This window comes from Paenibacillus beijingensis, assembly GCF_000961095.1.
GTDB lineage: Bacteria > Bacillota > Bacilli > Paenibacillales > Paenibacillaceae > Paenibacillus_O > Paenibacillus_O beijingensis.
On sequence record NZ_CP011058.1, the window covers coordinates 2,253,430 to 2,275,300 of the forward strand.

At 52.4% G+C, this 21,871-nt stretch carries 25 protein-coding genes and 1 tRNA gene; 5 read left to right on the forward strand and 21 right to left on the reverse strand.

Annotated features, from left to right (window positions below):
- Positions 1 to 28 precede the first annotated feature (28 nt).
- Both VN24_RS10065 and gmd read right to left on the reverse strand, forming a co-directional pair.
- Positions 29 to 958, reverse strand: coding sequence for a GDP-L-fucose synthase family protein (locus tag VN24_RS10065; RefSeq protein WP_045670304.1), 930 nt, complete (start codon positions 956 to 958; stop codon positions 29 to 31).
- Positions 959 to 994: 36 nt separating this feature from the next.
- Positions 995 to 2,017 (reverse strand): GDP-mannose 4,6-dehydratase, encoded by a 1,023-nt coding sequence (gene gmd, locus VN24_RS10070; protein WP_045670305.1) that lies wholly within the window; start codon positions 2,015 to 2,017, stop codon positions 995 to 997.
- A 286-nt stretch (positions 2,018 to 2,303) separates the two neighbouring features.
- On the opposite strand from gmd, the gene VN24_RS10080 reads away from it, so the two are divergent.
- The gene (locus VN24_RS10080) at positions 2,304 to 2,660 is read left to right on the forward strand and encodes a DUF4870 domain-containing protein (RefSeq protein WP_045673165.1); all 357 of its coding nucleotides are present in this window, start codon (positions 2,304 to 2,306) and stop codon (positions 2,658 to 2,660) included.
- Positions 2,661 to 2,739: 79 nt separating this feature from the next.
- Here the strand turns inward: VN24_RS10080 and rpsR are convergent, their stop codons facing one another.
- Genes rpsR through rpsF form a run of 3 tightly spaced genes read right to left on the reverse strand, consistent with a single transcriptional unit; the run spans position 2,740 to position 3,886 of the window.
- Positions 2,740 to 3,021 carry a 30S ribosomal protein S18 gene (rpsR, locus tag VN24_RS10085; protein ID WP_045670307.1) on the reverse strand — a complete coding sequence of 94 codons (282 nt, stop codon included), beginning with the start codon at positions 3,019 to 3,021 and terminating at the stop codon, positions 2,740 to 2,742.
- Positions 3,022 to 3,040: 19 nt separating this feature from the next.
- The gene (ssb, locus tag VN24_RS10090) at positions 3,041 to 3,568 is read right to left on the reverse strand and encodes a single-stranded DNA-binding protein (protein WP_045670308.1); all 528 of its coding nucleotides are present in this window, start codon (positions 3,566 to 3,568) and stop codon (positions 3,041 to 3,043) included.
- A gap of 33 nt (positions 3,569 to 3,601) precedes the next feature.
- Positions 3,602 to 3,886 (reverse strand): 30S ribosomal protein S6, encoded by a 285-nt coding sequence (gene rpsF, locus VN24_RS10095; RefSeq protein WP_045670309.1) that lies wholly within the window; start codon positions 3,884 to 3,886, stop codon positions 3,602 to 3,604.
- A 271-nt stretch (positions 3,887 to 4,157) separates the two neighbouring features.
- Here rpsF and VN24_RS10100 point away from each other — a divergent pair, with 271 nt between their 5' ends.
- Both VN24_RS10100 and VN24_RS10105 read left to right on the forward strand, forming a co-directional pair.
- On the forward strand, positions 4,158 to 4,340 hold the full coding sequence (locus tag VN24_RS10100) for a YjzC family protein (RefSeq protein ID WP_045670310.1): 183 nt from the start codon (positions 4,158 to 4,160) through the stop codon (positions 4,338 to 4,340).
- Between the two features lie 439 nt (positions 4,341 to 4,779).
- Entirely contained in the window at positions 4,780 to 5,286 is a 507-nt protein-coding gene (locus VN24_RS10105; RefSeq protein WP_045670311.1) for a hypothetical protein, read from the forward strand.
- A gap of 152 nt (positions 5,287 to 5,438) precedes the next feature.
- Here the strand turns inward: VN24_RS10105 and VN24_RS10110 are convergent.
- The 4 genes from VN24_RS10110 to VN24_RS10125 all read right to left on the reverse strand — a co-directional run bounded on the left by VN24_RS10110 (position 5,439) and on the right by VN24_RS10125 (position 6,977).
- Positions 5,439 to 5,529 (reverse strand) — tRNA-Ser (locus VN24_RS10110).
- Between the two features lie 72 nt (positions 5,530 to 5,601).
- Entirely contained in the window at positions 5,602 to 5,844 is a 243-nt protein-coding gene (locus VN24_RS10115; RefSeq protein ID WP_045670312.1) for a DUF951 domain-containing protein, read from the reverse strand.
- Positions 5,834 to 6,712 (reverse strand): mechanosensitive ion channel family protein, encoded by an 879-nt coding sequence (locus VN24_RS10120; protein ID WP_052702889.1) that lies wholly within the window; start codon positions 6,710 to 6,712, stop codon positions 5,834 to 5,836. Before VN24_RS10120 ends, VN24_RS10115 begins: the two co-directional genes overlap by 11 nt.
- Before the next feature lie 25 nt (positions 6,713 to 6,737).
- Positions 6,738 to 6,977 (reverse strand): putative Se/S carrier protein, encoded by a 240-nt coding sequence (locus tag VN24_RS10125; protein WP_045670313.1) that lies wholly within the window; start codon positions 6,975 to 6,977, stop codon positions 6,738 to 6,740.
- Positions 6,978 to 7,093: 116 nt separating this feature from the next.
- Between VN24_RS10125 and yyaC the strand changes: the two genes are divergently transcribed.
- Positions 7,094 to 7,684 carry a spore protease YyaC gene (gene yyaC / locus VN24_RS10130; protein ID WP_045670314.1) on the forward strand — a complete coding sequence of 197 codons (591 nt, stop codon included), beginning with the start codon at positions 7,094 to 7,096 and terminating at the stop codon, positions 7,682 to 7,684.
- Here yyaC and VN24_RS10135 read toward each other — a convergent pair.
- The 12 genes from VN24_RS10135 to rpmH form a co-directional block, all read right to left on the reverse strand.
- Complete coding sequence (locus VN24_RS10135; RefSeq protein ID WP_045670315.1) at positions 7,659 to 8,147, reverse strand: DUF4446 family protein; 489 nt, start codon at positions 8,145 to 8,147, stop codon at positions 7,659 to 7,661. The two genes, yyaC and VN24_RS10135, sit on opposite strands and share 26 nt — an antisense overlap.
- 134 nt (positions 8,148 to 8,281) lie before the next feature.
- Entirely contained in the window at positions 8,282 to 9,445 is a 1,164-nt protein-coding gene (locus VN24_RS10140) for an aminotransferase class V-fold PLP-dependent enzyme (RefSeq protein WP_045670316.1), read from the reverse strand.
- 641 nt (positions 9,446 to 10,086) lie between these two features.
- Positions 10,087 to 10,941 carry a ParB/RepB/Spo0J family partition protein gene (locus VN24_RS10145; protein ID WP_045670317.1) on the reverse strand — a complete coding sequence of 285 codons (855 nt, stop codon included), beginning with the start codon at positions 10,939 to 10,941 and terminating at the stop codon, positions 10,087 to 10,089.
- Positions 10,922 to 11,695, reverse strand: coding sequence for a ParA family protein (locus VN24_RS10150; RefSeq protein WP_045670318.1), 774 nt, complete (start codon positions 11,693 to 11,695; stop codon positions 10,922 to 10,924). Before VN24_RS10150 ends, VN24_RS10145 begins: the two co-directional genes overlap by 20 nt.
- 329 nt (positions 11,696 to 12,024) lie before the next feature.
- The gene (noc, locus tag VN24_RS10155) at positions 12,025 to 12,849 is read right to left on the reverse strand and encodes a nucleoid occlusion protein (RefSeq protein ID WP_045670319.1); all 825 of its coding nucleotides are present in this window, start codon (positions 12,847 to 12,849) and stop codon (positions 12,025 to 12,027) included.
- A 341-nt stretch (positions 12,850 to 13,190) separates the two neighbouring features.
- Entirely contained in the window at positions 13,191 to 13,940 is a 750-nt protein-coding gene (rsmG, locus tag VN24_RS10160; protein ID WP_045670320.1) for a 16S rRNA (guanine(527)-N(7))-methyltransferase RsmG, read from the reverse strand.
- 2 nt (positions 13,941 to 13,942) lie between these two features.
- A complete protein-coding gene (gene mnmG, locus VN24_RS10165; RefSeq protein ID WP_045670321.1) occupies positions 13,943 to 15,832 on the reverse strand; it encodes a tRNA uridine-5-carboxymethylaminomethyl(34) synthesis enzyme MnmG in 1,890 nt (629 codons plus the stop codon).
- Between the two features lie 123 nt (positions 15,833 to 15,955).
- Positions 15,956 to 17,335, reverse strand: coding sequence for a tRNA uridine-5-carboxymethylaminomethyl(34) synthesis GTPase MnmE (gene mnmE, locus VN24_RS10170; protein WP_045670322.1), 1,380 nt, complete (start codon positions 17,333 to 17,335; stop codon positions 15,956 to 15,958).
- Between the two features lie 89 nt (positions 17,336 to 17,424).
- The gene (gene jag / locus VN24_RS27340; protein ID WP_045670323.1) at positions 17,425 to 18,048 is read right to left on the reverse strand and encodes an RNA-binding cell elongation regulator Jag/EloR; all 624 of its coding nucleotides are present in this window, start codon (positions 18,046 to 18,048) and stop codon (positions 17,425 to 17,427) included.
- Positions 18,045 to 18,836 (reverse strand): YidC/Oxa1 family membrane protein insertase, encoded by a 792-nt coding sequence (locus VN24_RS10180; protein ID WP_148505220.1) that lies wholly within the window; start codon positions 18,834 to 18,836, stop codon positions 18,045 to 18,047. The genes jag and VN24_RS10180 overlap by 4 nt, the downstream gene beginning before the upstream one ends.
- 119 nt (positions 18,837 to 18,955) lie before the next feature.
- Complete coding sequence (rnpA, locus tag VN24_RS10185) at positions 18,956 to 19,303, reverse strand: ribonuclease P protein component (RefSeq protein WP_045673167.1); 348 nt, start codon at positions 19,301 to 19,303, stop codon at positions 18,956 to 18,958.
- A 124-nt stretch (positions 19,304 to 19,427) separates the two neighbouring features.
- Positions 19,428 to 19,562 (reverse strand): 50S ribosomal protein L34, encoded by a 135-nt coding sequence (gene rpmH, locus VN24_RS10190; protein ID WP_045670324.1) that lies wholly within the window; start codon positions 19,560 to 19,562, stop codon positions 19,428 to 19,430.
- Between the two features lie 929 nt (positions 19,563 to 20,491).
- Between rpmH and dnaA the strand changes: the two genes are divergently transcribed.
- Positions 20,492 to 21,844, forward strand: coding sequence for a chromosomal replication initiator protein DnaA (gene dnaA, locus VN24_RS10195; RefSeq protein ID WP_045670325.1), 1,353 nt, complete (start codon positions 20,492 to 20,494; stop codon positions 21,842 to 21,844).
- Positions 21,845 to 21,871 lie beyond the last annotated feature (27 nt).

A 21,871-nucleotide genomic window follows, 5' to 3' on the forward strand; every position in this document is an offset into this window, starting at 1 on the left:
GGCTGAAAGAGAGCGCATAAGATTAGTGTTATTTGACGTTGTCCAAATAATATTGGTACGCTAACCGAAGTCCTTCTTCCAGGTCCACTTTCGCCTTCCAGCCGAGCGCTTCGATTTTCGAAACATCAAGCAGCTTTCTCGGCGTTCCGTCAGGCTTGCTGGCATCGAAGATTAGCTCCCCTTCGTAACCGACAATACGCTTGATCGTCTCCGCGAGCCGGCGAATGGAAATATCCTGTCCTGTCCCGATGTTCAGATGCTCCGTGCCTTCATACGTTTCCATCAAAAATACGCAAGCTTCCGCCATATCATCCGCATATAAAAATTCCCGCAGCGGGCTGCCGGTTCCCCACAACTGGACATTCGGCCTGTTCAACGTTTTTGCCGTGTCAATTTTTGCAATCATTGCCGGGATAACGTGGGAATTGTTGACGTCGAATCGATCATTCGGCCCGTACAGGTTTGTCGGCATGACGCTTATATAATTGGTGCCGTACTGCTCGTTATAATACTGGCACATTTTGAGCCCCGATATTTTGGCCAAAGCATACGCCTCATTCGTCCGCTCCAGCGGTCCCGTCAGCAAATAATGTTCTTTGATCGGCTGAGGGCACATCTTCGGATAGATACACGAGCTTCCGAGAAAAATGAGCTTTTTCACGTTGTGCTTGAACGCGCTGCGGATGACATTGCACTCGATGAGCAGGTTTTCCATAATATAGTCCGCCGGGTAGGCGCTGTTGGCCCCGATGCCTCCGACTTTCGCCGCCGCCAAAAATACATATTCGATTCCCGCTTCGGCAAAAAAAGCTTCCACCGCGGCCTGGTCCGTCAAGTCCAGCTGCTGGCGCGTTTTGCCGATTATGTTCCGGTAGCCTTTGCTCTGCAGGTTTCGGACGATGGCGGAGCCGACCAGCCCTTTATGCCCGGCTACGTAAATGCGGCTGTTGTTGTCCAATCGATAACACTCCTCTCTCGATCGTCACATCCGTCTTCAAGCGAACCGGTCGCTTTTCACCATCATGTCAACCAGTTCCTTGAAGGAAACTTTCGGCTTCCAGCCCAGCTTGTTCATTGCTTTGGCGGGGTCGCCCAGCAGCAAATCGACTTCGCTTGGACGGAAATATTTGCTGTCGACCGAGATAAGCACCCGGCCTGTCTCGGCGTCAATGCCCTGCTCATCCAATCCTTTACCTCTCCAGAGGAGCTTGATGCCGGCCGTTTGAAACGCAAGCTCGCAAAACTCCCTGACCGTATGGGTCTCCCCGGTCGCAATGACATAATCCTCGGGCTCTTTCTGCTGCAGCATAAGCCACATCGCTTCCACATAGTCGCCGGCAAATCCCCAGTCCCTCTTCGCATCCAAATTGCCCAGTACCAGCTGATCCTGCTTGCCCTGCAATATGTTGGCCAGTCCGGTCGTAATTTTGCGGGTGACGAACGTCTTGCCCCTTCTTGGCGATTCGTGGTTGAACAAAATGCCGTTGCATGCGAACAAGTCGTATGCTTCCCGGTAATTGATCGTAATCCAGTATGCGTAAAGCTTTGCGGCGGCATATGGACTTCTCGGATAAAAGGGCGTTCTTTCGCTTTGCGGAACTTCCTGCACCAGGCCGTACAGTTCGCTGGACGATGCCTGATAAAATTTAATGCGGGGGTTCACATCCCGTATGCTTTCGAGCATACGCAATGCTCCGAGAGCATTGACATCGGACGTAAATTCGGGAATGTCGAACGACACTCTGACATGGCTTTGCGCGCCCAGGTTGTACACTTCGTCCGGTTCAATTTTGTAGAGAAGCTTGCTTAAACCGCCGGGATCGCTCAGATCGCCATAGTGCAAATTAAACGATTGACCCTCATCCGTTTGATAGTTTTCAAGATGATCGATCCGTTCGGTATGAATTGAACTGTTTCGGCGCATCAAACCGTGAACCTCATACCCCTTATTAAGCAAAAGCTCTGCCAAATAAGAACCGTCTTGACCTGTCACCCCGGTTATTAATGCCCTCTTCAAGCGGCTTCAGCTCCTTTGAAAAATCAATCTATTCTCAAAGTATGAATTCTCCGCTTTTCTGTTTGTGTTCCAGCCTACTATGGATAAAACCATAATGATTTCCTTTAATTTCTAGCACTGCCTCCGCATACCTGATTATTATTTCCCGGGAAAGTACGGCGTCTTCGTTTATCGGACATACCGGGACTGTCCGCGGCATAACAATAAAGAAAATGAATCGGAAGTGGAAGATCAAGCCGCCTTGATTGGAGCTCCTTTCGATAACGACCGAGAAAGGATGACCGCGATGCAGCCACCATCCTGGATACCCGATCCGTCCTCGACCGGCCTGAATCCCCGCATTGCAGGGCTGATTTGCTATGTGCTCGGATTTGTGAGCGGATTTGCGCTGCTGATGATGGAAAAAAAGAGCCGCTTCGTAAAGTTTCACGCGATGCAGTCAATTCTCGTTTCGGCGGTATTCATTACCGCCAACCTGCTTCTCGGCGTCCTGCCCTTTATCGGCTGGCTGATCGGCCTGCTGCTCGCCCCGGCCGCATTCCTGCTCTGGATCGGGCTGATGCTCGCCGCTCTGCAGGGCAGGTGGGCCCGGCTTCCGGTTATCGGAGACATCGCAGAGCGGATGGCGGACCAGTACCGGTAGAGCAGGAATGAACAAAAGAGGCACCCAGGCCGCTCACAATCGTGAGCATGCCGGGGTGCCTCTTGCATCGCCTTGAAGCTTATTCCGTTGTGTACGGAAGCAGAGCGACTTGACGCGAACGTTTAATTGCGATTGTCAGCGCACGCTGATATTTCGCGCTCGTTCCCGTTACGCGGCGTGGCAAAATTTTGCCGCGCTCGCTGATGAATTTCTTCAGCAGATCCGTATCTTTATAATCAATGTGAGTGATTTTGTTCACAGTGAAGAAGCATACTTTACGGCGTTTGTTGCGTCCGCCTTTACGGTTGAACTTGCGTTCCGGACGCTCTCCGTCTCCGCCTTCTCTTGGTTTAAAAGCCATCGTTTATCCGTCCTTTCCTTTAAAATGGCAAATCATCTTCCGAAATGTCGATCGGTCGACCGTCGTCCGAGAACGGGTCACGATTGTCGTTACGTGAACCGCCGCTTGGCCGGTTGCCGCCGCCATATGAGGAGCCGCCGCCGAATCCGCTTCCCGATCCGCCGGTACCGCCGCCGCCGCCGTAGTTACCGCTGCCGCCTTCTTCGCGCATACCGTTGTTATCCCGATTCGGAGACTCCAGAAAACGAACGTTGTCGGCAATCACTTCCGTTACATAGACGCGTTTGCCTTCGTTGTTGTCGTAGTTCCTCACCTGAATCCGGCCTTCAACCGCCGTTAAGCGGCCTTTGCGCAAGTAGTTGGCGCACGTCTCGGCAAGCTGCCTCCACGTGACGACCGGAATAAAGTCGGCTTCCCTTTCGCCTTGCTGGCTGTTAAAGGGACGGTCGACCGCAAGCGTAAACTGCGTCACCGCCACACCAGAAGGCGTGTAGCGCAGCTCGGGATCTTTCGTTAGCCTGCCAATCAAAATGACCCGGTTCAACATACGTATCAACCTCCCAAGCGTTCCTGGCTTGTCTTACGCTACGTCTTTGACGATCAGGGAACGGATAACTTCATCCGTAATCTTCATGATGCGATCCAGCTCGGAGACAACTTCCGCCGGAGCGGTAAAGTGTACCAGAACGTAAATTCCATCACGAATCTTATTGATCTCATACGCAAGACGGCGCTTACCGATCACGTCGGTTTTCGTAACTTCCCCGCCATTGGAGATGATGCCATTAAATTTGTCGACGATAGCTTGAACGTTCTCCTGCTCAACGTCGGGACGAATAATATACATCACTTCATATTTGCGCATTATGTTTCACCTCCTCTTGGACTAACGGCCTCCTATTGAAAGGAGGCAAGGAGCGAGATTTTACTCGCATACCGTCCTATTATACCAGTTTCGCCTACGCGTGGCAAGGAGATCATTAAGGTCCTGCCATTTGCCGCGAATCGAAAGTAAACATCATCCAGCGGGTTGAATTCATCATGAAAAGCCGCGCTCCGGCAAACAATAAGCACTCGGGCAGACGCTGTTTAGCCGGCCGCTGCCCGTCCCAACTTGTATACGGAGGTGCATCCCTGTGGGGGAATGGACACGTTTTGAACCGGGCGACAGAGCTCCTAACGACGGCGTTTATATTGAGGACGGCGAGGATTCGTTCCATATGGGCATTGAAAATCCGCAGAAAGTGAAGCTGCAAAAGGGAGAGCGTTTCCCTGCGACGACGAACAAGAACCGCAAGTGGAAGCGGATGCCCAAATAACCGGCATGTCAGAAGAAACGCGACTACAGCTGCAACCCTAAATGCTGTGCAAAAGTTTTTCCGGCTGCTGCATAACAGCATTTCTGACGGGACATTCTAATGGCTGACGGCGAGAAGAAGAGGTGTGGTTCCATTGGACAATGATGTGCAAGGACTGCTGGAGAATTCGATTCGCTAACGCGAAAGCGAGGGGTTGTGCTAAAGACAATTGTCTGTAACACAAGTACCTGACGTTCTCAAGTGATGTGAAGATCGTAACTCTTAAACTCCAATAACCGCCGTCGAGAGAGGGTTCCTTAAAAGGGGCCCTCTTTTACGATTGCCTAAAGTAAATTGGCGTTCTTAGGAACGAGCCCAGTTCATCCCCGAGAAGGACGACAGAAGTCCTGCACAAGTGATATCCTTGAGGAAACAAAACGTTAACGAGGAGGATATTTCTATGAATGTGCGGACCATTCTCGCGCCGCTGCTTATCCTGCTGGGTGCTTACCTGTTATTCGAACGCGGCGATACATCGTTCGGGCCCGGATCGGTATTCGCCTACTTCTGGCCAACCTTATTTGTCATCCCGCTCGGTCTTTTTTTCCACTGGCTATACTTCTTTATGACCGGCCGCAGAGGCGTCGGGCTGTTGATTCCGGGAGGCGTGCTCTTCACGGCGGGGATCGTCTGTCAAGTCTCCATGCTGTTCGACAGCTGGTCTTATTCGTGGCCCGGATTCCTATTTGCCGTTGCCGTCGGCCTGTTCGAGTTTTATTGGTTCGGAAGCCGCAATAAGTGGCTGCTTATTCCGATCAACATTTTGACCGTGCTTTCGCTGCTGTTCTTCGCCGTTTTCTCCGTTGGCTCATTATTGGGCAGCCTGGCGCACGGTCGTACGTTTCTGGGCGCAGCGGTTATTCTAGTCGGAGCGTTCATGCTGATGAGACGGAAGAAACAATTTTGAGTGTTGAAATCCGCTCTTATGCCCGCTTGGAGACAAATAGGTAAAAAAACCTTCTGCGTCTTCAAAGACGCAGAAGGTTTTTGATGAAATTAAGCCCTTTGCAGGGCACTGTCTTATGTAGCCGCAATCTGTAGCATCAAATGCATAACAGATGGCGGAGAGAGTGGGATTCGAACCCACGCACGCCGTGAGACGCCTAACTGATTTCGAGTCAGCCCCCTTGGACCACTTGGGTACCTCTCCGCAGCAAGATTTATATTAGCATAAGACTTGTCCGCTTGCAAGCGTTTGGCTAAAAGTCCGAAAATTCTGCTTTCAGGCCTGCTCCCCATCCAGCAATCCGCCCGGAGCCGAATCCGGTCTGCTGGCCGCGGAACGAAGCACTTTTTTCATGTTTTTCTCGAACTTTGCCCGCGGAATGAGCACGCTGTGCTTGCAGCCGGTGCATTTGATCCGGATATCCATCCCCATCCGGATAATTTCCATCTCATTGGTCCCGCAAGGGTGCTGCTTTTTCATCTGCACGATGTCGCCGAGCTCAAACTGCTTACGCTCCACTTTTTACCCCTCCGCTTTCTCCCTTATGGTACGTCACTACCGTCGGAGCAGGCATTGCAATACCGGCTTCGTCCAGCGCATGCTTCAGCTCGACATTCAATCTGCGGGTAACCATGACTTGTGTGTTTGGCATACATTCGGCAATGATGCGCAGCGTTAGATCGTTGGAAGTCAACGTCTGCAAACCGAGCAGCTCCGGCTGTTTGGCCAGATTAGGGTCCTTAAACGTTTCCAGCTTGCTCTTGATAACATCGCTCGCCTGCTCCACATTTTGCTCATACGCAATCGTAATATCAACGACGGCAAGCGAATTGTGCAGGGAGAAATTCGTCACCTCGACGATCGCACCGTTCGGAATGATATGAACCTCGCCGGTCCAGCTTTGGATACGGGTCGCCCGCAGTCCGATCACTTCTACCGTTCCTTTGAATTTTCCTGCCTGTATGACATCGCCGACCGCGAATTGATCCTCCAGGATGATGAAAAATCCGGTAATGACGTCTTTGACCAGACTTTGGGCGCCAAAGCCGACCGCCAGTCCAAGTACGCCCGCCCCTGCCAGCAGCGGTCCCAAATTAATGTTGAACTCCGAAAGCACGAGCAGGATCACGATAAAGTAAGTGACGTAGGTCGCTACATTTTTCAAGAGCTTGCCGAGTGTTTTCATACGCCGTGTATGAAGCTGCACCTTCGCGTCTTTTTGCAGCAATTTGTCAATCGTTTTGTAAATGACCCAAATGAACACCCGGCCCAGCGCAATAATAACGATGATACGGATGAGAGAGATGCCCAGCGCCCTCCACTGTGCCCATTCGAACAGGTCCATGATCCATTTCATCCATTGCTGAACAAGCAAGGTCAAATCCATCTTGCATTAACCGCCTTTCCGTCCGCTAGAAGTTAATCATTTCATACCCGCTGCCGCTGCTCTGAAACAATCCCCGTATTTCCACCTTTTCTTCGCGCAAAATCGGCTTCACGCGTTCCAGATCCTCGTTCGGGAACTCAATCGACAGCGCGCAGCCCGCTGTAATTTCTTTAGGGGTCGGCCGGATATCGATGTCGATATCGGCATATTCGAGCAGCATTTCGGCCCGAAGCGCTTGTTGGGTTGAATCGAATGCGATGAGCATAACCTGCTCCTTCCTGATTACCGTAACTCTTTGCGTTCTCTCAAACGCTTTTTGACGTATAAAAAAGCTTGGCCATCCATATACTAGTAACAGTTCATTTCAGGCGGAGGGATTCTATGAAACGGTTTCAAGAGAAGGATTTCCCGGTTAAAGTGCTTCATACCGATTCCGACGCGGCATATCAAATCGGAAATCGTCTGCAGTCTCTTCTTGAACTTGTGCCCGATGAACGCCGCCTCGTTATCGTATGTATCGGTACCGACCGTTCCACCGGCGACTCGCTCGGCCCGTTAGTCGGAACGGCGCTCGAGAAATATAACAGCCGGCACTATGATCTGTTCGGCACACTGGACGACCCCGTACATGCCATGAATTTGGAAGACACGATGAACACGATCTACCGCCGAATTCCGAATCCGTATATTATCGGCATCGACGCCTGCCTCGGACAAGTATCGAGCGTCGGCTGCATTCAGCTTGGAACCGGCCCGGTACGGCCCGGTGCGGGCGTAAACAAAGAGCTGCCGCCGGTCGGCGACTTTCATATTACCGGCATCGTGAATGTCGGCGGATTCATGGAATATTTTGTCCTGCAAAACACACGTCTCAATCTGGTCATCCGAATGGCCGACATGATTGCTTCGACGCTGCATCAAGCGATTTGCGACACCCGCCTTTATACTATTCGCGCCGCAACGCCAGATTGATGGCCTTTTGCTCCTCAGGCGTTAAAGAATAGGCCGAGGCGCCCTCTTTCAGCGGTTTGGCATACATATACGTTTCATCGCGCGCATGCAAACCGCTGAGGACGACTCCGTTCTGAGCTTCGTCGACGATGGCTACCGAGAAGCTCATATCACTGCCGTGATCGGCGAACGCATTATACCGGTGGATGCCGACATTGCCTTTCACCTGACGAAGCGCCTTGCCGAGCTGCCCCATCGACGACTCGAATTCGTTCAATTTATCGGCCTGCGTATCGAGCGCATACCGGAGATCCAAAAGAACCTCTTCGAGGTTGGAAACGCCGCTCTGGCCCATAAACTGCACATACTGCTTGCGCAGTTTTTTCAGCCGTCTCCCCAATACGGCCATCCAAATGACTAACACGATCACTACAACCGCCAACACAACCGTCCCTAATGCAAAAGGACTTCCCCATTCATTCATTCGTTTCTTTCGCTCCCCAATCGTTAATCCGTCGGCTTCCAAAGTATTGTGAAAAGGATCGCGGTTCCGGTGTATTGCCGGTTCTGGCGGCCAAGAAATGACGCCCGCGCAGCGACCGCTTGATCGCCGTACGATTAATAGTGCTGCCGGATTTCCTTCATCGCATCAATCAGCGCATCCACGTCCCGCTCCGTCGTGGAGTACCCGACGCTTGCCCGTACAGCGCCCGTATTGCCGGTCCCTGCGCTTTCGTGCGCAAGCGGCGTGCAATGAAATCCGCTTCGCACCGCGATGCTGTAATGCTGATCCAATATAAATGCGATCTCCGACGCATCGACTCCGTCGAGGACGAATGCCGCAATGCCTGTCCTTGGCTTCCCAAGCTTCGGCCCTAACAGCTTAAGTCCCCGTACCGAGGACAGACCCTCCATCAGCCGGCTGGTCAGCTCCCATTCCTTAGTATGGATTTTCTCCGTCGTCTCATTCAGCACGAAACGGACGCCTGCGCCGAGTCCGGCGATTCCCGGCGTGTTCGGCGTTCCCGATTCGTACCGGTCAGGGCGTACCGTCGGCTGCTCCGGCAGCTCCGATTGACTGCCTGTTCCTCCATGCAGCAGCGGCGTCAATTCCAGATCGGGATGCAAATAAAGCCCCCCGGTGCCCTGCGGGCCGAGCAGCCCTTTATGTCCCGGAAAAGCAAGCATATCGATCCTCATCGCCTCGACATCAATATTCAGCACGCCGGCGCTTTGAGCGGCGTCCACCAGCAGCTTTGCGCCGCTGCTGCGGGTTATCGCGCCGATCTCCTCCACCGGTATAATCGAGCCAAGCAGGTTCGAGCTGTGCGTCACGGTGACGAGTGCCGTGTTCGCCCGCATTGCTTCCTTCACCTTTGCAGCGGACACTTCTCCCTCCGCATCAGGCTCCACATACGTGACCGTTACCCCGAGCTCCCGTTTCAAAAACTCCAGCGGACGGCGAACCGAGTTATGCTCCACCGCCGTTGCGATGACATGATCCCCCGCTTTCAGCAGCCCTTTAATCGCCTGATTCAGCGCAGCCGTCGTATTGGCGGCGAACGCAATATCGTTTGGATTGCGCACTTTAAACAGCTTCGCGAGCTGCTTGCGCGTATCAAACAAAATGCGTCCGGCTCGAACAGCCATCGCATGGCTGCCCCTTCCGGGATTCGCCGCATCGTGAAGCATCGCCTTCATTACGGCTTCCGCCACTTCCGGAGGCTTCGGCCATGATGTTGCGGCATGATCCAGATAAATAAATGTTTCATCGCTGTTCATATAGATCCTCCTAAAGGTTTTGCCGCAGGCACAACCTGCATCGTAAGCATATGCTTAGGTTTTGCCGCAGGCACAACCTGCATCGTAAGCATATGCTTGTTTTTTGCCGCAGGCAAACCCACTTCGTAAGCATTAGCTAACTATTATTGCCGGCTTGTCTAATCATACCGCGGCCTTCAGCCCAAGATTGCGCAGCCGGCCTCACCGCACCGGAAGCATGCGATTAGGCTGCCCAAAACCGTTCGCACATCCACTTTGGATGCCGATTTTTTTACCACAGATAGAATCTATAAATTTCGAAGTTGTGAAAATCAAATTCTATCTTGGCGATAAAACCTACCTTTAAACGCGGTCGCTCATCCTTGAGAGGCCTCGATAGAGGTTTTCTCATCCGCAGCAAAATCATGTGGGGCAGCGAACACTCGGGACAACACCCCATGAATCCGCTTCTCCATCCAAATGTTACATAAAGTTGGCGAAAAAGGAGAAGCCGCTGCTGCAGCCACCCCCTCGAAAATCCCGCATTTGTATACGAAGTTACATTCCATCTCGTGTCATAACAATAGCATACCTTAGTTTAATCCTTCACCGGAAAGATTACAACTGAGGTATGCTATATAAATGTTCCTGCCAGCACTTATTTACACTTTGGATTGAAGCAGCTCCAGCAGCCGTTCCAGGTCCTGTTTATTAAAATAAAGCAGCTCGATTTTGCCCCGATCTTTATTTGATTTAATTTTCACCGTCGTCTTAAACCGTTCCCGCAGCGTCTGCTCCAAATCGTCAATATACGGATCGCGTTTTTTCGAACGCGCTTTGCCGCTTCGATCGGTTTCTTTATGCTGTTCCAGCTTCTGAATCGCTTCTTCCAGCTCGCGGACGCTCCATTCGTTCGTGATAACGGATTGGGCCAGCTCTTTGCGCAGCCTTTCCTCCTTTACGCCGACAAGCGCCCGGGCATGTCCCATTGACAGTGTTCCACGTGAAACACTCTCTTTAATTTCTGCAGAAAGGGAAAGCAGCCGCAGAAAATTGGCGATATGAGAGCGTGATTTCCCAACCTTTAACGACAGTTCTTCTTGAGTCAGCTGAAACTTATCCATTAAAGCCTGGTACGCAACCGCAATTTCAATCGCATTTAAATCTTCCCGCTGTAAGTTTTCGATAAGGGCGATTTCCGTGACCTGCTGATCCGTGAACGAACGCACAACTGCAGGGATCGTCGTGTTGCCGCAATATAGGGATGCGCGAAACCTTCTCTCCCCCGCAATGATCTCATAGCCTTTCAGAACGCTGCGCACGATGATCGGTTGAATGACTCCGTGCTGTTTAATGGATTCCGCTAACTCTTTAATGGACTCCTCGTCGAATGTCTTGCGTGGCTGATAAGGGTTGGGACGAAGCTGTGATAATGGAATTTCCATTACTTTGTCGTCTTCATTTACCGATAGTGACGGAATAAGCGCATCCAGGCCTCTACCTAGCCGCTTGCTCATACATTATCACTTCCTTCGCAAGTTCGAGATATACCTCGGCGCCTTTCGATTTCGGATCATACGTAATGATGGCTTGTCCATGGGAAGGCGCTTCGCTCAGGCGCACATTTCTTGGAATGATCGTTTGATATACTTTTTGCTGAAAATATTTTTTGACTTCCTCGATTACCTGAATGCCGAGATTGGTGCGTGCGTCGAACATCGTAAGCAGTACACCTTCGATTTGCAGCGAAGTGTTCAGATGCTTCTGCACAAGCCGGACGGTATTCAGCAGCTGACTCAGACCTTCGAGAGCATAATATTCGCATTGAATCGGAATGATAACGGAATCCGACGCCGTCAACGAATTGATTGTCAAAATTCCCAGAGAAGGCGGACAATCGATCAGGATGTAATCATAGTCCTGCTTCACTTGCATCAACGACTTCTTCAAGCGCACTTCCCTCGAGATGGTCGGGACGAGCTCAATCTCCGCACCTGCCAATTGAATCGTGGCCGGTATGATCGATAAGCCCGGAATCGCTGTAGAAAGAACCGCAGCTTGCGGGTTCACATCATTAATAAGCACATCATAAATGCTGTTTTCCACATCGGCTTTATTAACCCCGACGCCGCTCGTCGTATTCCCTTGCGGATCAATATCGACCAGCAGCACTTTTTTTCCTAAAGATGCCAAGCATGCGCCCAAATTGACAGATGTCGTTGTTTTGCCGACCCCGCCCTTCTGGTTCGTAATGGCAATTATTTTTGACAAACCGGTTCACCTCTATGCTCTTCCCATTCTATTAGTCCGTATAACAGAGAAAAAGCGGCGCAACAAGCCGCTTTCGCTAAGCAGAAGGACGTTGCCGCCCCGGTTCTCCATCCAAAAATGGCAGACAAATATGAATACTAAAAATACGACCGCCAGATCCCGTTTCGAATGTCAGGCAGACGATCAAACAGTCTGAACGCCTCTTCACCCACGAAGCGGACCTCAAAGAATCATCCGTACCGTCCAATAACAACGATACCCAAATAAGAGCAGCTTGCAAGAGTTACCAATTAAGTATATACGATTTAACAGAAAATTACGACTTGTTCTTACCGTTTCGGAATATGGATCACAATCTCGTAATGATCCTCGTGATCCTTTTCATTCGTTTTAATTTGCAGTCCGGAGCCGGATACCATCTCGATGGAGTGCCGGATGGTGTTCAAGGCAAGCCGCACATCTTTCGTAAACGAAACGCGCTTTGCTTTTTTGGCTTTCACCGTTTCTTTATAAAAAGCGACCCGGGCTTCCGTCTGCTTCACATTTAATTCTTTCGTCAAAATATCATCCAGCACTTTATGCTGCAGTTCGTCGGTATCGAGCGACAGCAGCGCCCGTGCATGGCGTTCTGTAATTTTGCGTTCAATAAGCGCATTTTTGACCGGTTCCGATAGTCCGAGCAGCCGGATTTTATTCGCAATGGTCGACTGGCTTTTGCCAAGCCGCTGCGCCAAGCTTTCCTGCGTCAAGCTGTGCAGGTCGATCAGTTTCTGATAAGCGACCGCCTCTTCAATCGCCGTCAAGCCTTCGCGCTGAAGATTTTCGATCAAAGCAATCGACGCCGCCTGAGAATCATTGAATTCACGTACGATAGCCGGTATCGTCTCCAGACCCAGCTTCGTCACCGCGCGCCAGCGCCTTTCGCCGGCGATAATTTCATAGCGGTCGTTGCGCATCCGTACTACGATTGGCTGAATGACACCGTGCGTTTTAATCGTTTGGCACAGTTCATCTATACGTTCATCATCAAAGATCGTCCGCGGTTGATACGGGCTCGTGTCAATACTTCCGACCGCAATCTGCTTAACTTCATCCTGACTGCCCTTCGGATCGGTATTGTTAAGCCCGAATAGTCGTGAAAATTGTTCTTTCATAATGTCAACAACCACCCGATTTCAAAGTGCCAATGACCGTGAAAAATAGTGCTCCTGTCTCCGCGACAGTCTGTTTGGCCGTCAGACTCCCCTGCGGTACGAAACGGCTTCGGAAGCTTGTCCCGAAGCCGTTTCTGTCACGGCGAGATTTTTACCCTATTCGTCTTCCATTGTTTCGTCAATGATGGGGCAATTTCCTGCTTGCAATCGCATTTACAACGAATTTTCAATAAGTAATGCGCAGTGATGTCGGATATTGTTCATTTGTTATCCACGATGACCGCTTAATTCTGCTATTCGATACGTCTTGTTTCCATTAATGTTTCACGTGAAACACCGCATTAACGTCCAAGCTTGCTGCCCATCAGCGGCTGCTTGAGCGGAATCCCCGCTTTGCGCGGGTACGTCTTCGGCGTCGGCCCCGTCTTGCGGATCAATACGATGGCGCGCTCCGATTGCTCGTACGGCAGCTGGAACGATTCCACCCGCTCCACCTTTGCTTTCAGCTCGCGCAGGCTGAACGCCGCTTCCTCCACTTCTTCCGCCGTATCCGCGCCCTTCATGGCGGCAAACCATCCGTCCTTCTGCACAAAAGGAAGACACAGTTCATTCAGCCCCTGCAGTCTTGCGACCGCCCTTGCCGTAACGAGCGGATAAGCGTCCCGGTGAGCGGGCATGCGGGCGACATCTTCCGCTCTTCCATGGATGCACTCCACATCCGTTAATCCAAGCGCGTCCGTAAGATGTTTCAAAAACTGAATCCGCTTATTGAGCGAGTCGACGATCGTCACCTGCAAATGCGGAAAGCAAATTTTAAGCGGCAAGCTCGGGAACCCGGCACCGGAGCCGATGTCCGCAATCCGCGTAATCGATGCGATATCGAGAAAAAAGGACAATGACACTGAATCGAAAAAGTGCTTCTCATAAACGGCCGCTTTTTCGGTAATGCCGGTCAGGTTCATCTTTTCGTTCCATTCCACCAGCTCGCGGTAATACGTTTCGAACTGCTCCAGCTGATGCGGCGAGAGCGGCAGCCGCCGCCCCGTCATCAGCTGCTGAAACTGCTGCACGGTATCGTCTAATGCTGTCATCGTTACCCCCGTGCCGCCGTCACCCGGTTGTAGTGCTCCAGGTAAACGAGCAGGATCGATATATCTGCCGGAGTAACGCCGCCGATGCGCGAGGCCTGGCCGATCGAGATCGGACGGATTTGGGCAAGCTTCTGTTTCGCTTCCGACGCGAGCCCGTGAACGTCGGTATAATCGATATCCTCGGGAATCCGTTTTTTCTCCATTTTGGACAGCCGTTCCACCTGCAGCAGCTGTTTTTCAATATAGCCGGCATATTTAATCTGGATTTCGACCTGCTCCTTCATCTCGTCGGTCAACTCATACGGAGCGGGAGCGAATGGCTCGATATGCGCATAGGTCACTTCCGGGCGGCGCAGCAGCGTAAGCGCGTCGGTCGTGTTATGAATCGGCGCGGAGCCGACGGAAGCGAGCATCGCAAGCGCCGTTTCATCCGGCCGGATCTTAATCGTTCGCAGCCGCTCGATTTCCTCTTCGACGCGCAATTTCTTGTGCACGAAGCGATCATAACGCTCCTGCGATATGAGCCCGATCTCATAGCCGGTTTGCGTCAGCCGCAGGTCGGCGTTGTCGTGACGCAGCAGCAGTCGGTATTCCGCCCGTGATGTAAGCAGACGGTAAGGCTCGCTCGTACCTTTCGTAACGAGGTCGTCGATCAGAACGCCGATATAGCCCTGTGAGCGGCCGATAATGACCGGCTCCTTGCCCTGCACTTTGCGGGCCGCGTTAATGCCGGCCATAATGCCTTGACCTGCTGCTTCCTCGTAGCCGGAAGTACCGTTAATTTGTCCGGCGGTAAACAGGCCCGGCATCCGCTTCGTTTCGAGTGACGGCCACAGCTGGGTCGGTACGACCGCGTCGTACTCGATCGCATATCCGGTGCGCATCATCTCGACTTTTTCAAGTCCCGGAATCGAGCGCAAAATGCTCAGCTGCACATCCTCCGGCATACTGGTCGACAAACCTTGGACGTAATACTCCGACGTGTTTTTTCCTTCCGGTTCCAAAAAAATCTGATGCTTCGGCTTGTCTGCGAACCGAACGATTTTATCTTCGATCGACGGGCAGTAACGCGGACCGGTCCCTTCGATCGCCCCGGAAAACATCGGCGCGCGGTGCAAATTGTTGTTGATGATTTGGTGCGTATGCTCCGACGTATACGTCAGCCAGCATGGGAGCTGCTCGTTATCGGAAGACACCGTCTCGTACGAGAAAAACTTCGGATTATCGTCGCCCGGCTGAATTTCCGTTTTGCTGAAATCGATCGTCTCTTTATGGACGCGCGGCGGCGTACCCGTCTTGAAGCGCACCAGCTCGAAGCCGTGCTCCTTCAGCGAAGCCGACAGCTTGACCGAAGGCTGCTGATTGTTCGGGCCGCTCTCGTACATCAGCTCGCCCATAATGACTTTGCCACGCAAATAAGTGCCGGTCGTCAGCACGACCGCTTTGCCGCGGTAGATCGCTCCGGTCTTGGTAACGACGCCGGTGCAGGCCCCGTTCTCCACGATCAGCTCCTCCGCCATTCCTTGGCGCAGCGTCAGGTGATCGGTTTCTTCGATTGTCTGCTTCATCGTATGCTGGTACAAAAATTTGTCCGCCTGCGCGCGCAGCGCATGGACGGCCGGGCCTTTGCCCGTATTCAGCATCCGCATTTGAATATACGTTTTATCAATATTGCGGCCCATTTCGCCGCCAAGCGCGTCGATTTCGCGCACGACATGGCCTTTGGCCGGACCGCCGATGGACGGATTGCACGGCATAAACGCCACCATATCCAAATTGATGGTCAGCAGCAGCGTTTCACAGCCCATCCGGGCGGCGGCAAGCGCCGCTTCGCAGCCGGCATGGCCGGCGCCGATGACAATAACGTCGTATTGTCCCGCTTCATATCCCATTTTTTTCAATACCTCCTTACTAGTACGGACGACCGTTGCATCGTCCCCTCGCGCTGCGGCGCCTTCGCCGCCTATATTCAATCTATTTGAACCGTTCAGTTGAGGCAATCGAATCTGTTGCGTTTATTTCCCTAAACAGAACTGGGAAAAAATTTGATCGATCAGCGATTCCCCGACGGAATCGCCGATCACTTCGCCGAGCAGCTCCCACGATGTGCGCACATCGATCTGCACGAGATCGATCGGAATGCCTGCATCCGTCGCCGCGATCGCATCCTCCAGCGCATCCGCCGCCCGTTTCAGCAGCGAAATATGACGGACGTTGCTCACATAGGTCGGATCCCCGCTTTCAATCCTGCCTTCGAAAAACATCCCGCTGATGACACGTTCCAGCTCACCCAGCCCCTGCTCCTGCGCAACCGACATCCGGACGATGCGCTCCGCGGAAACGGCAGCCTCCAGCTCGCTCATTTCCAGCTTGCCGGGAAGATCGCTCTTGTTGACGAGAATAATGAAGGAACGGCCGTCAAGCTTCGACAGCAGCTCACGCTCATCTTGATGCAGCTCTTCATTGTTGTTCAGCACGAACAGGATCAAGTCCGCCTCTTCCAGCGCCGTGCGGGAGCGTTCCACGCCGATACGTTCCACCACGTCCACCGTTTCGCGAATGCCGGCGGTATCAAGCAGACGGAGCGGAATGCCGCCGAGCGTCACATATTCCTCGATGACGTCCCGGGTCGTACCCGGTATGTCCGTCACGATCGCCTTGCTCTCCTGCGCAAGCGCATTGAGCAGCGACGACTTGCCGACATTCGGCCGGCCGACGATCGCGGTCGTAATGCCCTCCCGTAATATTTTGCCTTCGCTCGCCGTTTTTAACAAACGACCGATTTCTTCCTTCGCCTCGCCGCTCCGCTCCCGGATGAAGGAGCTTGTCATCTCGGCGACGTCATGCTCGGGGTAATCGATGTTGACTTCAATATGGGCAAGCAGCTCCACCAATGAATGCCGGAGCGCTTTAATGCGCTTCGAGAGCGATCCTTCCACCTGTTTGAGCGCAACCGAGTATGCGCGGTCGGACTTGGACCGGATCAGATCGATAACCGCCTCCGCCTGGGCCAAATCAATCCGCCCGTTCAAGAAAGCACGCTTCGTGAACTCGCCCGGATCGGCCAAACGGATTCCTTCCTGACGAAGCAGCAGCTCCAGCACTTTCTTGACCGCGATATAGCCGCCGTGCGCTCCGATCTCCACCACATCTTCGGCCGTAAATGAACGCGGTCCGCGCATAATGGTGAGCAGTACTTCCTCCACCGTTTCTCCGCTTGCGGGATCGACAATATGGCCGTAATGAACGGTGTGCGTATCCGCTTCAGGAAGCCGGATGCGGCCCCGGAACACGCGATCCGCCCCCCGGATGGCATCGGGTCCGCTGACCCGGATGACGGCAATGCCGCCTTCGCCCACCGCCGTGGAGATGGCGGCTATCGTATCGTTTATCATCGCTGAATGCCTCCCGCTATTTCAAGCCCTCCCAGCATTAAAAAGAGCAATGACCGCCAAGAGCCATTGCTGCCGATAAAGGACGATGATTACTTTAATGTGACGACGACGCGCCGGTTCGGCTCGTCGCCTTTGCTGTATGTTTTGACTTTAGGGTGATTTTGCAGCTGCGCATGAATCACCTTCCGCTCCTGGGCGGACATCGCCTCGAGCACCACTTCCTTGCCGGTACGGATCACTCTGCCCGCAATCCGGTGAGAAAGTTCGGCAAGCGTCTGGCGGCGGCGCTCGCGAAAATCCTCCGCATCAAGAATAATTCGAAGACGGGAATCCGAGTAACGGTTGGCCACGATATTGGCCAAATATTGAAGCGCGTCAAGCGCCGCTCCGCGGCGGCCGATCATCTTGCCGATCTTATCGCCCGACAGGAGGAGCAGCTGCCCTTCCCGGCTCTTGCGCAGCTCCACCTGAACGGTAATGCCCATCGCTTCGGCCACGCGCAGCAGAAATTGCTGCGCTTCTTCCAGCGCATCCGGCGGCTGCGGCAGCAGCTCCATCTCCACCGTAGCCTTCCGGACGCCGAACAAGCCGAACAACCCTTTGGACGGCTGCTCGAGAACCGACATTTTCACCCGGTCCTCGCTTGTCCCAAGCTGAGCCAGTCCGGTACGCACCGCATCTTCGACCGTTTTTCCTGATGCGACGATTCTCATTTCGCAGGCACACTCTCCTTACCCTTGGATGAATTGCGCACGTATAAGAAATAGTTTTGAACGATCGTATACACGTTCGTGTAAATCCAGTACAGCGGCAGCGCCGACGGGAAGCTCCAAGCCATGACGAGAATGAGCACCGGGAAAATGATCATGATGCTGTTCATCGCCGCCATCTGCGGATTGTTCATCGTTGTATTCTGCATCATTTTCGACTGGATATAAGTCGTGATCGCCGCAATGAACGGCAAAATGTGATAATGATCCGGTTCCCCGAGCTGCATCCACAAAAAGGTATGCTGCTTAATATCACTACTATAATAAATGGAGTTATAAAGCGCGATAAAAATCGGCATCTGGACCAGCAGCGGCAAACATCCGGCAAGCGGGTTCACCTTGTTCTGCTGAAACAGCTTCATCGTCTCTTCCTGCTGCTTTTGCGGATTGTCCTTATGCTTCTGCTTGATCTTCGCCAGTTCGGGCTGAAGCGCCTGCATCGCCTTGGAGCTGCGGTACTGCTTGATCGTCAACGGCAGGATGAGCGTCCGCACGATAATTACCATGACCAGAATGGCCAGACCGTATTCGCCATTGAACCAAGATGCAAATGTGTCAAGTAAAAGCGCGAACCAGTATACTACGTTTTTCTCCCAGAAGTTCCCCTTGAGCAGATCTTCTGTAGTCATCGTATGTTCGTTGGTCGGCATGCATCCGGACAGGACGGCCGCCATTAACACCATCGAAATTAAAACAAGCCATTTTCGTTTTGTAATCCGGGACAACAACATGTAAAACTCCTCTCTGAGAGCCATCGCATTTCAAACTAAACTATACCATAATTTGTACAGCAAAGAAACAGCCGCGGAAAAGCCGGTAACCGCTTTCGCAGCTGCCGCGTTCCGGACTGTTACGTATGGGGCCTCAGCAGCCCCGCTTTTTTCAGCACATGGAACAGACTGCGTTCCAGCTCTTTATGTTTCATGCCGACGGCCGGCTTGCGCACGATAAGCACAAAATCGACCTGCGGCATGATCCGGTCCGCCTGCAGCCGCACGATTTCTTTGACGACTCGGCGCATCCGGTTGCGGACGACCGCGTTTCCGATTTTTTTGCTGGCGGAGATCCCCATTCGAAAAGGAGTCGCCGCCGGCTGGCGCGACCAATAAACGACAAATTGGCCGTTGGCGAACGATTTGCCGCCGCGGTAGACGCGGCTGAAATCGTCGCGGTTGCGTAAACGTAGCTTTCTATGCACCGTAAGATCGACCACCGTTATTCTTCTTCTACCATTATAGCCATGTCCGGCGGCCCGCATAACGGATCCCGCCCGTAAAACGCATCCAGACAGAAAAAAAGACCACCTTACGTGGTCTTAAGCCTTAAGCGCTCAGTACTTTTCTTCCTTTTTGACGGCGGGCAGCCAGCACTTTGCGGCCATTTTTCGAGCTCATCCGTTTACGGAAGCCGTGAACCTTTTTACGTTTGCTAACGTTCGGTTTGAAAGTCGGTCTCATTGTCGTTGCACCTCCTATATCGATCCTTAATCCGTCCTGATACGGCGCTTTCCGCAGCTTTCGCGGTTCGCCGGGACGACTCAGCCAGAGTTTATCCATCAATTGATACGCGAAGTCACGTTAAAAAACGCCTTTTCCCATTTAACCACGGGAGCCGCCAAAAGTCAACCAAACCGCCTTATCTTCTTCCTGCGTTCCTCCCTCTTTTTGCCCCTCCTTTGTTCCATGACATATCCTCCCTCTTTTTTTGTACTTCCCTCTTTAATAATTTAGAAGCTTCTTCTTCTCCGGTTACGCCCCCCGGCCCGCTTGGCCGCCGGTACGAAGCTTGCGCCCATCCTCTTCATTTACTTCCTCTTTTACCTCTCAGTTACCCTTCGCATCTATTACCTCCTTACCGTCCCTTCTTCTTTTTTGCTGCCAAAAGCTCCATGTGAAGTTATCCCCTTCCCTTTTGTGCACCGTTCCCGGATTTCATCCCGCTGTGGGAAACTTCCATTCTTCCTCTTTCGCGTGTGGATAACCGTTAAATACTGCCGAATGCCGCAAAAATTAGTAACATGTGAATAAATTTTTCTGAAAATTGGCGAACGATGTCGAAATCTTAACACTCTATTAACAATATCTTGTGCTATGGATAACATTTATACACAACTTGTTGAAGGTGTGGATAAAAAACGACTATCCGTTGAAATAAAAGGCTTCTTTTGCTATGATAGATTTGTTTTTTGGTGTGGATGACCTGCCGGTCGTCCTTTATTTATCAACATGCTGTGGATAACATTGTGAACAATTTCATCCCCCTATTGATAGTCAGCGTTAACTCACCCCTTTATAATGTGGATGATATCGTGACTGACACCTATAGATTCGACATTTTTTCGCACAGCCGCGCCAATAATTGGCGATAGGGATAGGAGTGACCGTCTGTGGACAGCCATACCCATGATCTGTGGCAGCAAGTGCTGTCGATCATCCAAACAAAATTAAGCAAACCCAGCTTCGACACCTGGTTTAAGGCGACGAAAGCGTCATTCGCGGATGATTCGCTGCTTGTAGTCACAGCTCCGACGACGTTCGCCGTCGAATGGCTGGAAAGCCGCTATACGAAGCTGGTTCGCTCAACGGTATTCGATTATTTGGGACGAACCGTCGATATTAAATTCGTTATCGAAGAGAACCGGCCGCCCGAACCGGCAGCACCGATGCCTACAGTCATCGTGCCGACTCAGGCGGCACAGGAAGAGCCGTTCTCTCATATGCTCAATCCCAAATACGTGTTCGACACGTTCGTTATCGGCGCCAACAACCGCTTCGCCCACGCCGCTTCGCTGGCCGTGGCCGAAGCGCCGGCCAAAGCGTACAACCCGCTGTTTCTGTACGGCGGCGTCGGACTCGGCAAGACGCATCTGATGCATGCGATCGGCCATTATATATTGGAGCATAATCCGAGCACGAAAGTGATGTACATTTCATCCGAGAAATTTACGAACGAATTCATCAATGCGATCCGGGACAACCGCGGCGAAAGCTTCCGCAACAAGTACCGGAACATTGACGTGCTGCTCATTGACGATATCCAGTTTTTGGCCGGGAAGGACGGGACGCAGGAGGAATTTTTCCATACGTTCAACGCGCTTCACGAAGAACGGAAGCAGATCGTCATCTCCAGCGACCGTACGCCGAAGGAAATACCGACGCTCGAAGAGCGGCTGCGCTCGCGCTTCGAATGGGGACTGATTACCGATATCCAGCCGCCGGATCTGGAGACGCGAATCGCGATTTTGCGCAAGAAGGCAAAAGCGGAGAACCTTGACATTCCGAACGAAGCGATGGCTTATATCGCGAACCAGATCGATACGAACATCCGTGAGCTGGAGGGCGCATTGATCCGCGTCGTCGCGTATTCGTCGCTCATCAACGAGGACATTTCCGCGCATTTGGCGGCAGAAGCGCTGAAGGACATCATTCCGTCGAGCCGTCCGAAAATGATTACGATTCAAGATATTCAGCAGAAGGTGGGCGAATTTTACGGGCTCCGGCTCGACGAGTTCAAAGCCCGCAAGCGGACGAAGGCCGTCGCTTATCCGCGGCAGATCGCAATGTATTTGTCCCGGGAGCTGACCGATTATTCGCTTCCGAAGATCGGCGAGGCATTCGGAGGACGCGACCATACGACGGTCATCCATGCGCACGAGAAAATAACTCAGCAGCTCAAGATCGACCAGGATTTGTTCAAGATCATTCAGAATCTGACCGATAAAGTAAAAAATCATACGTGAACAACCAACAAGCCTATGCACACGCTA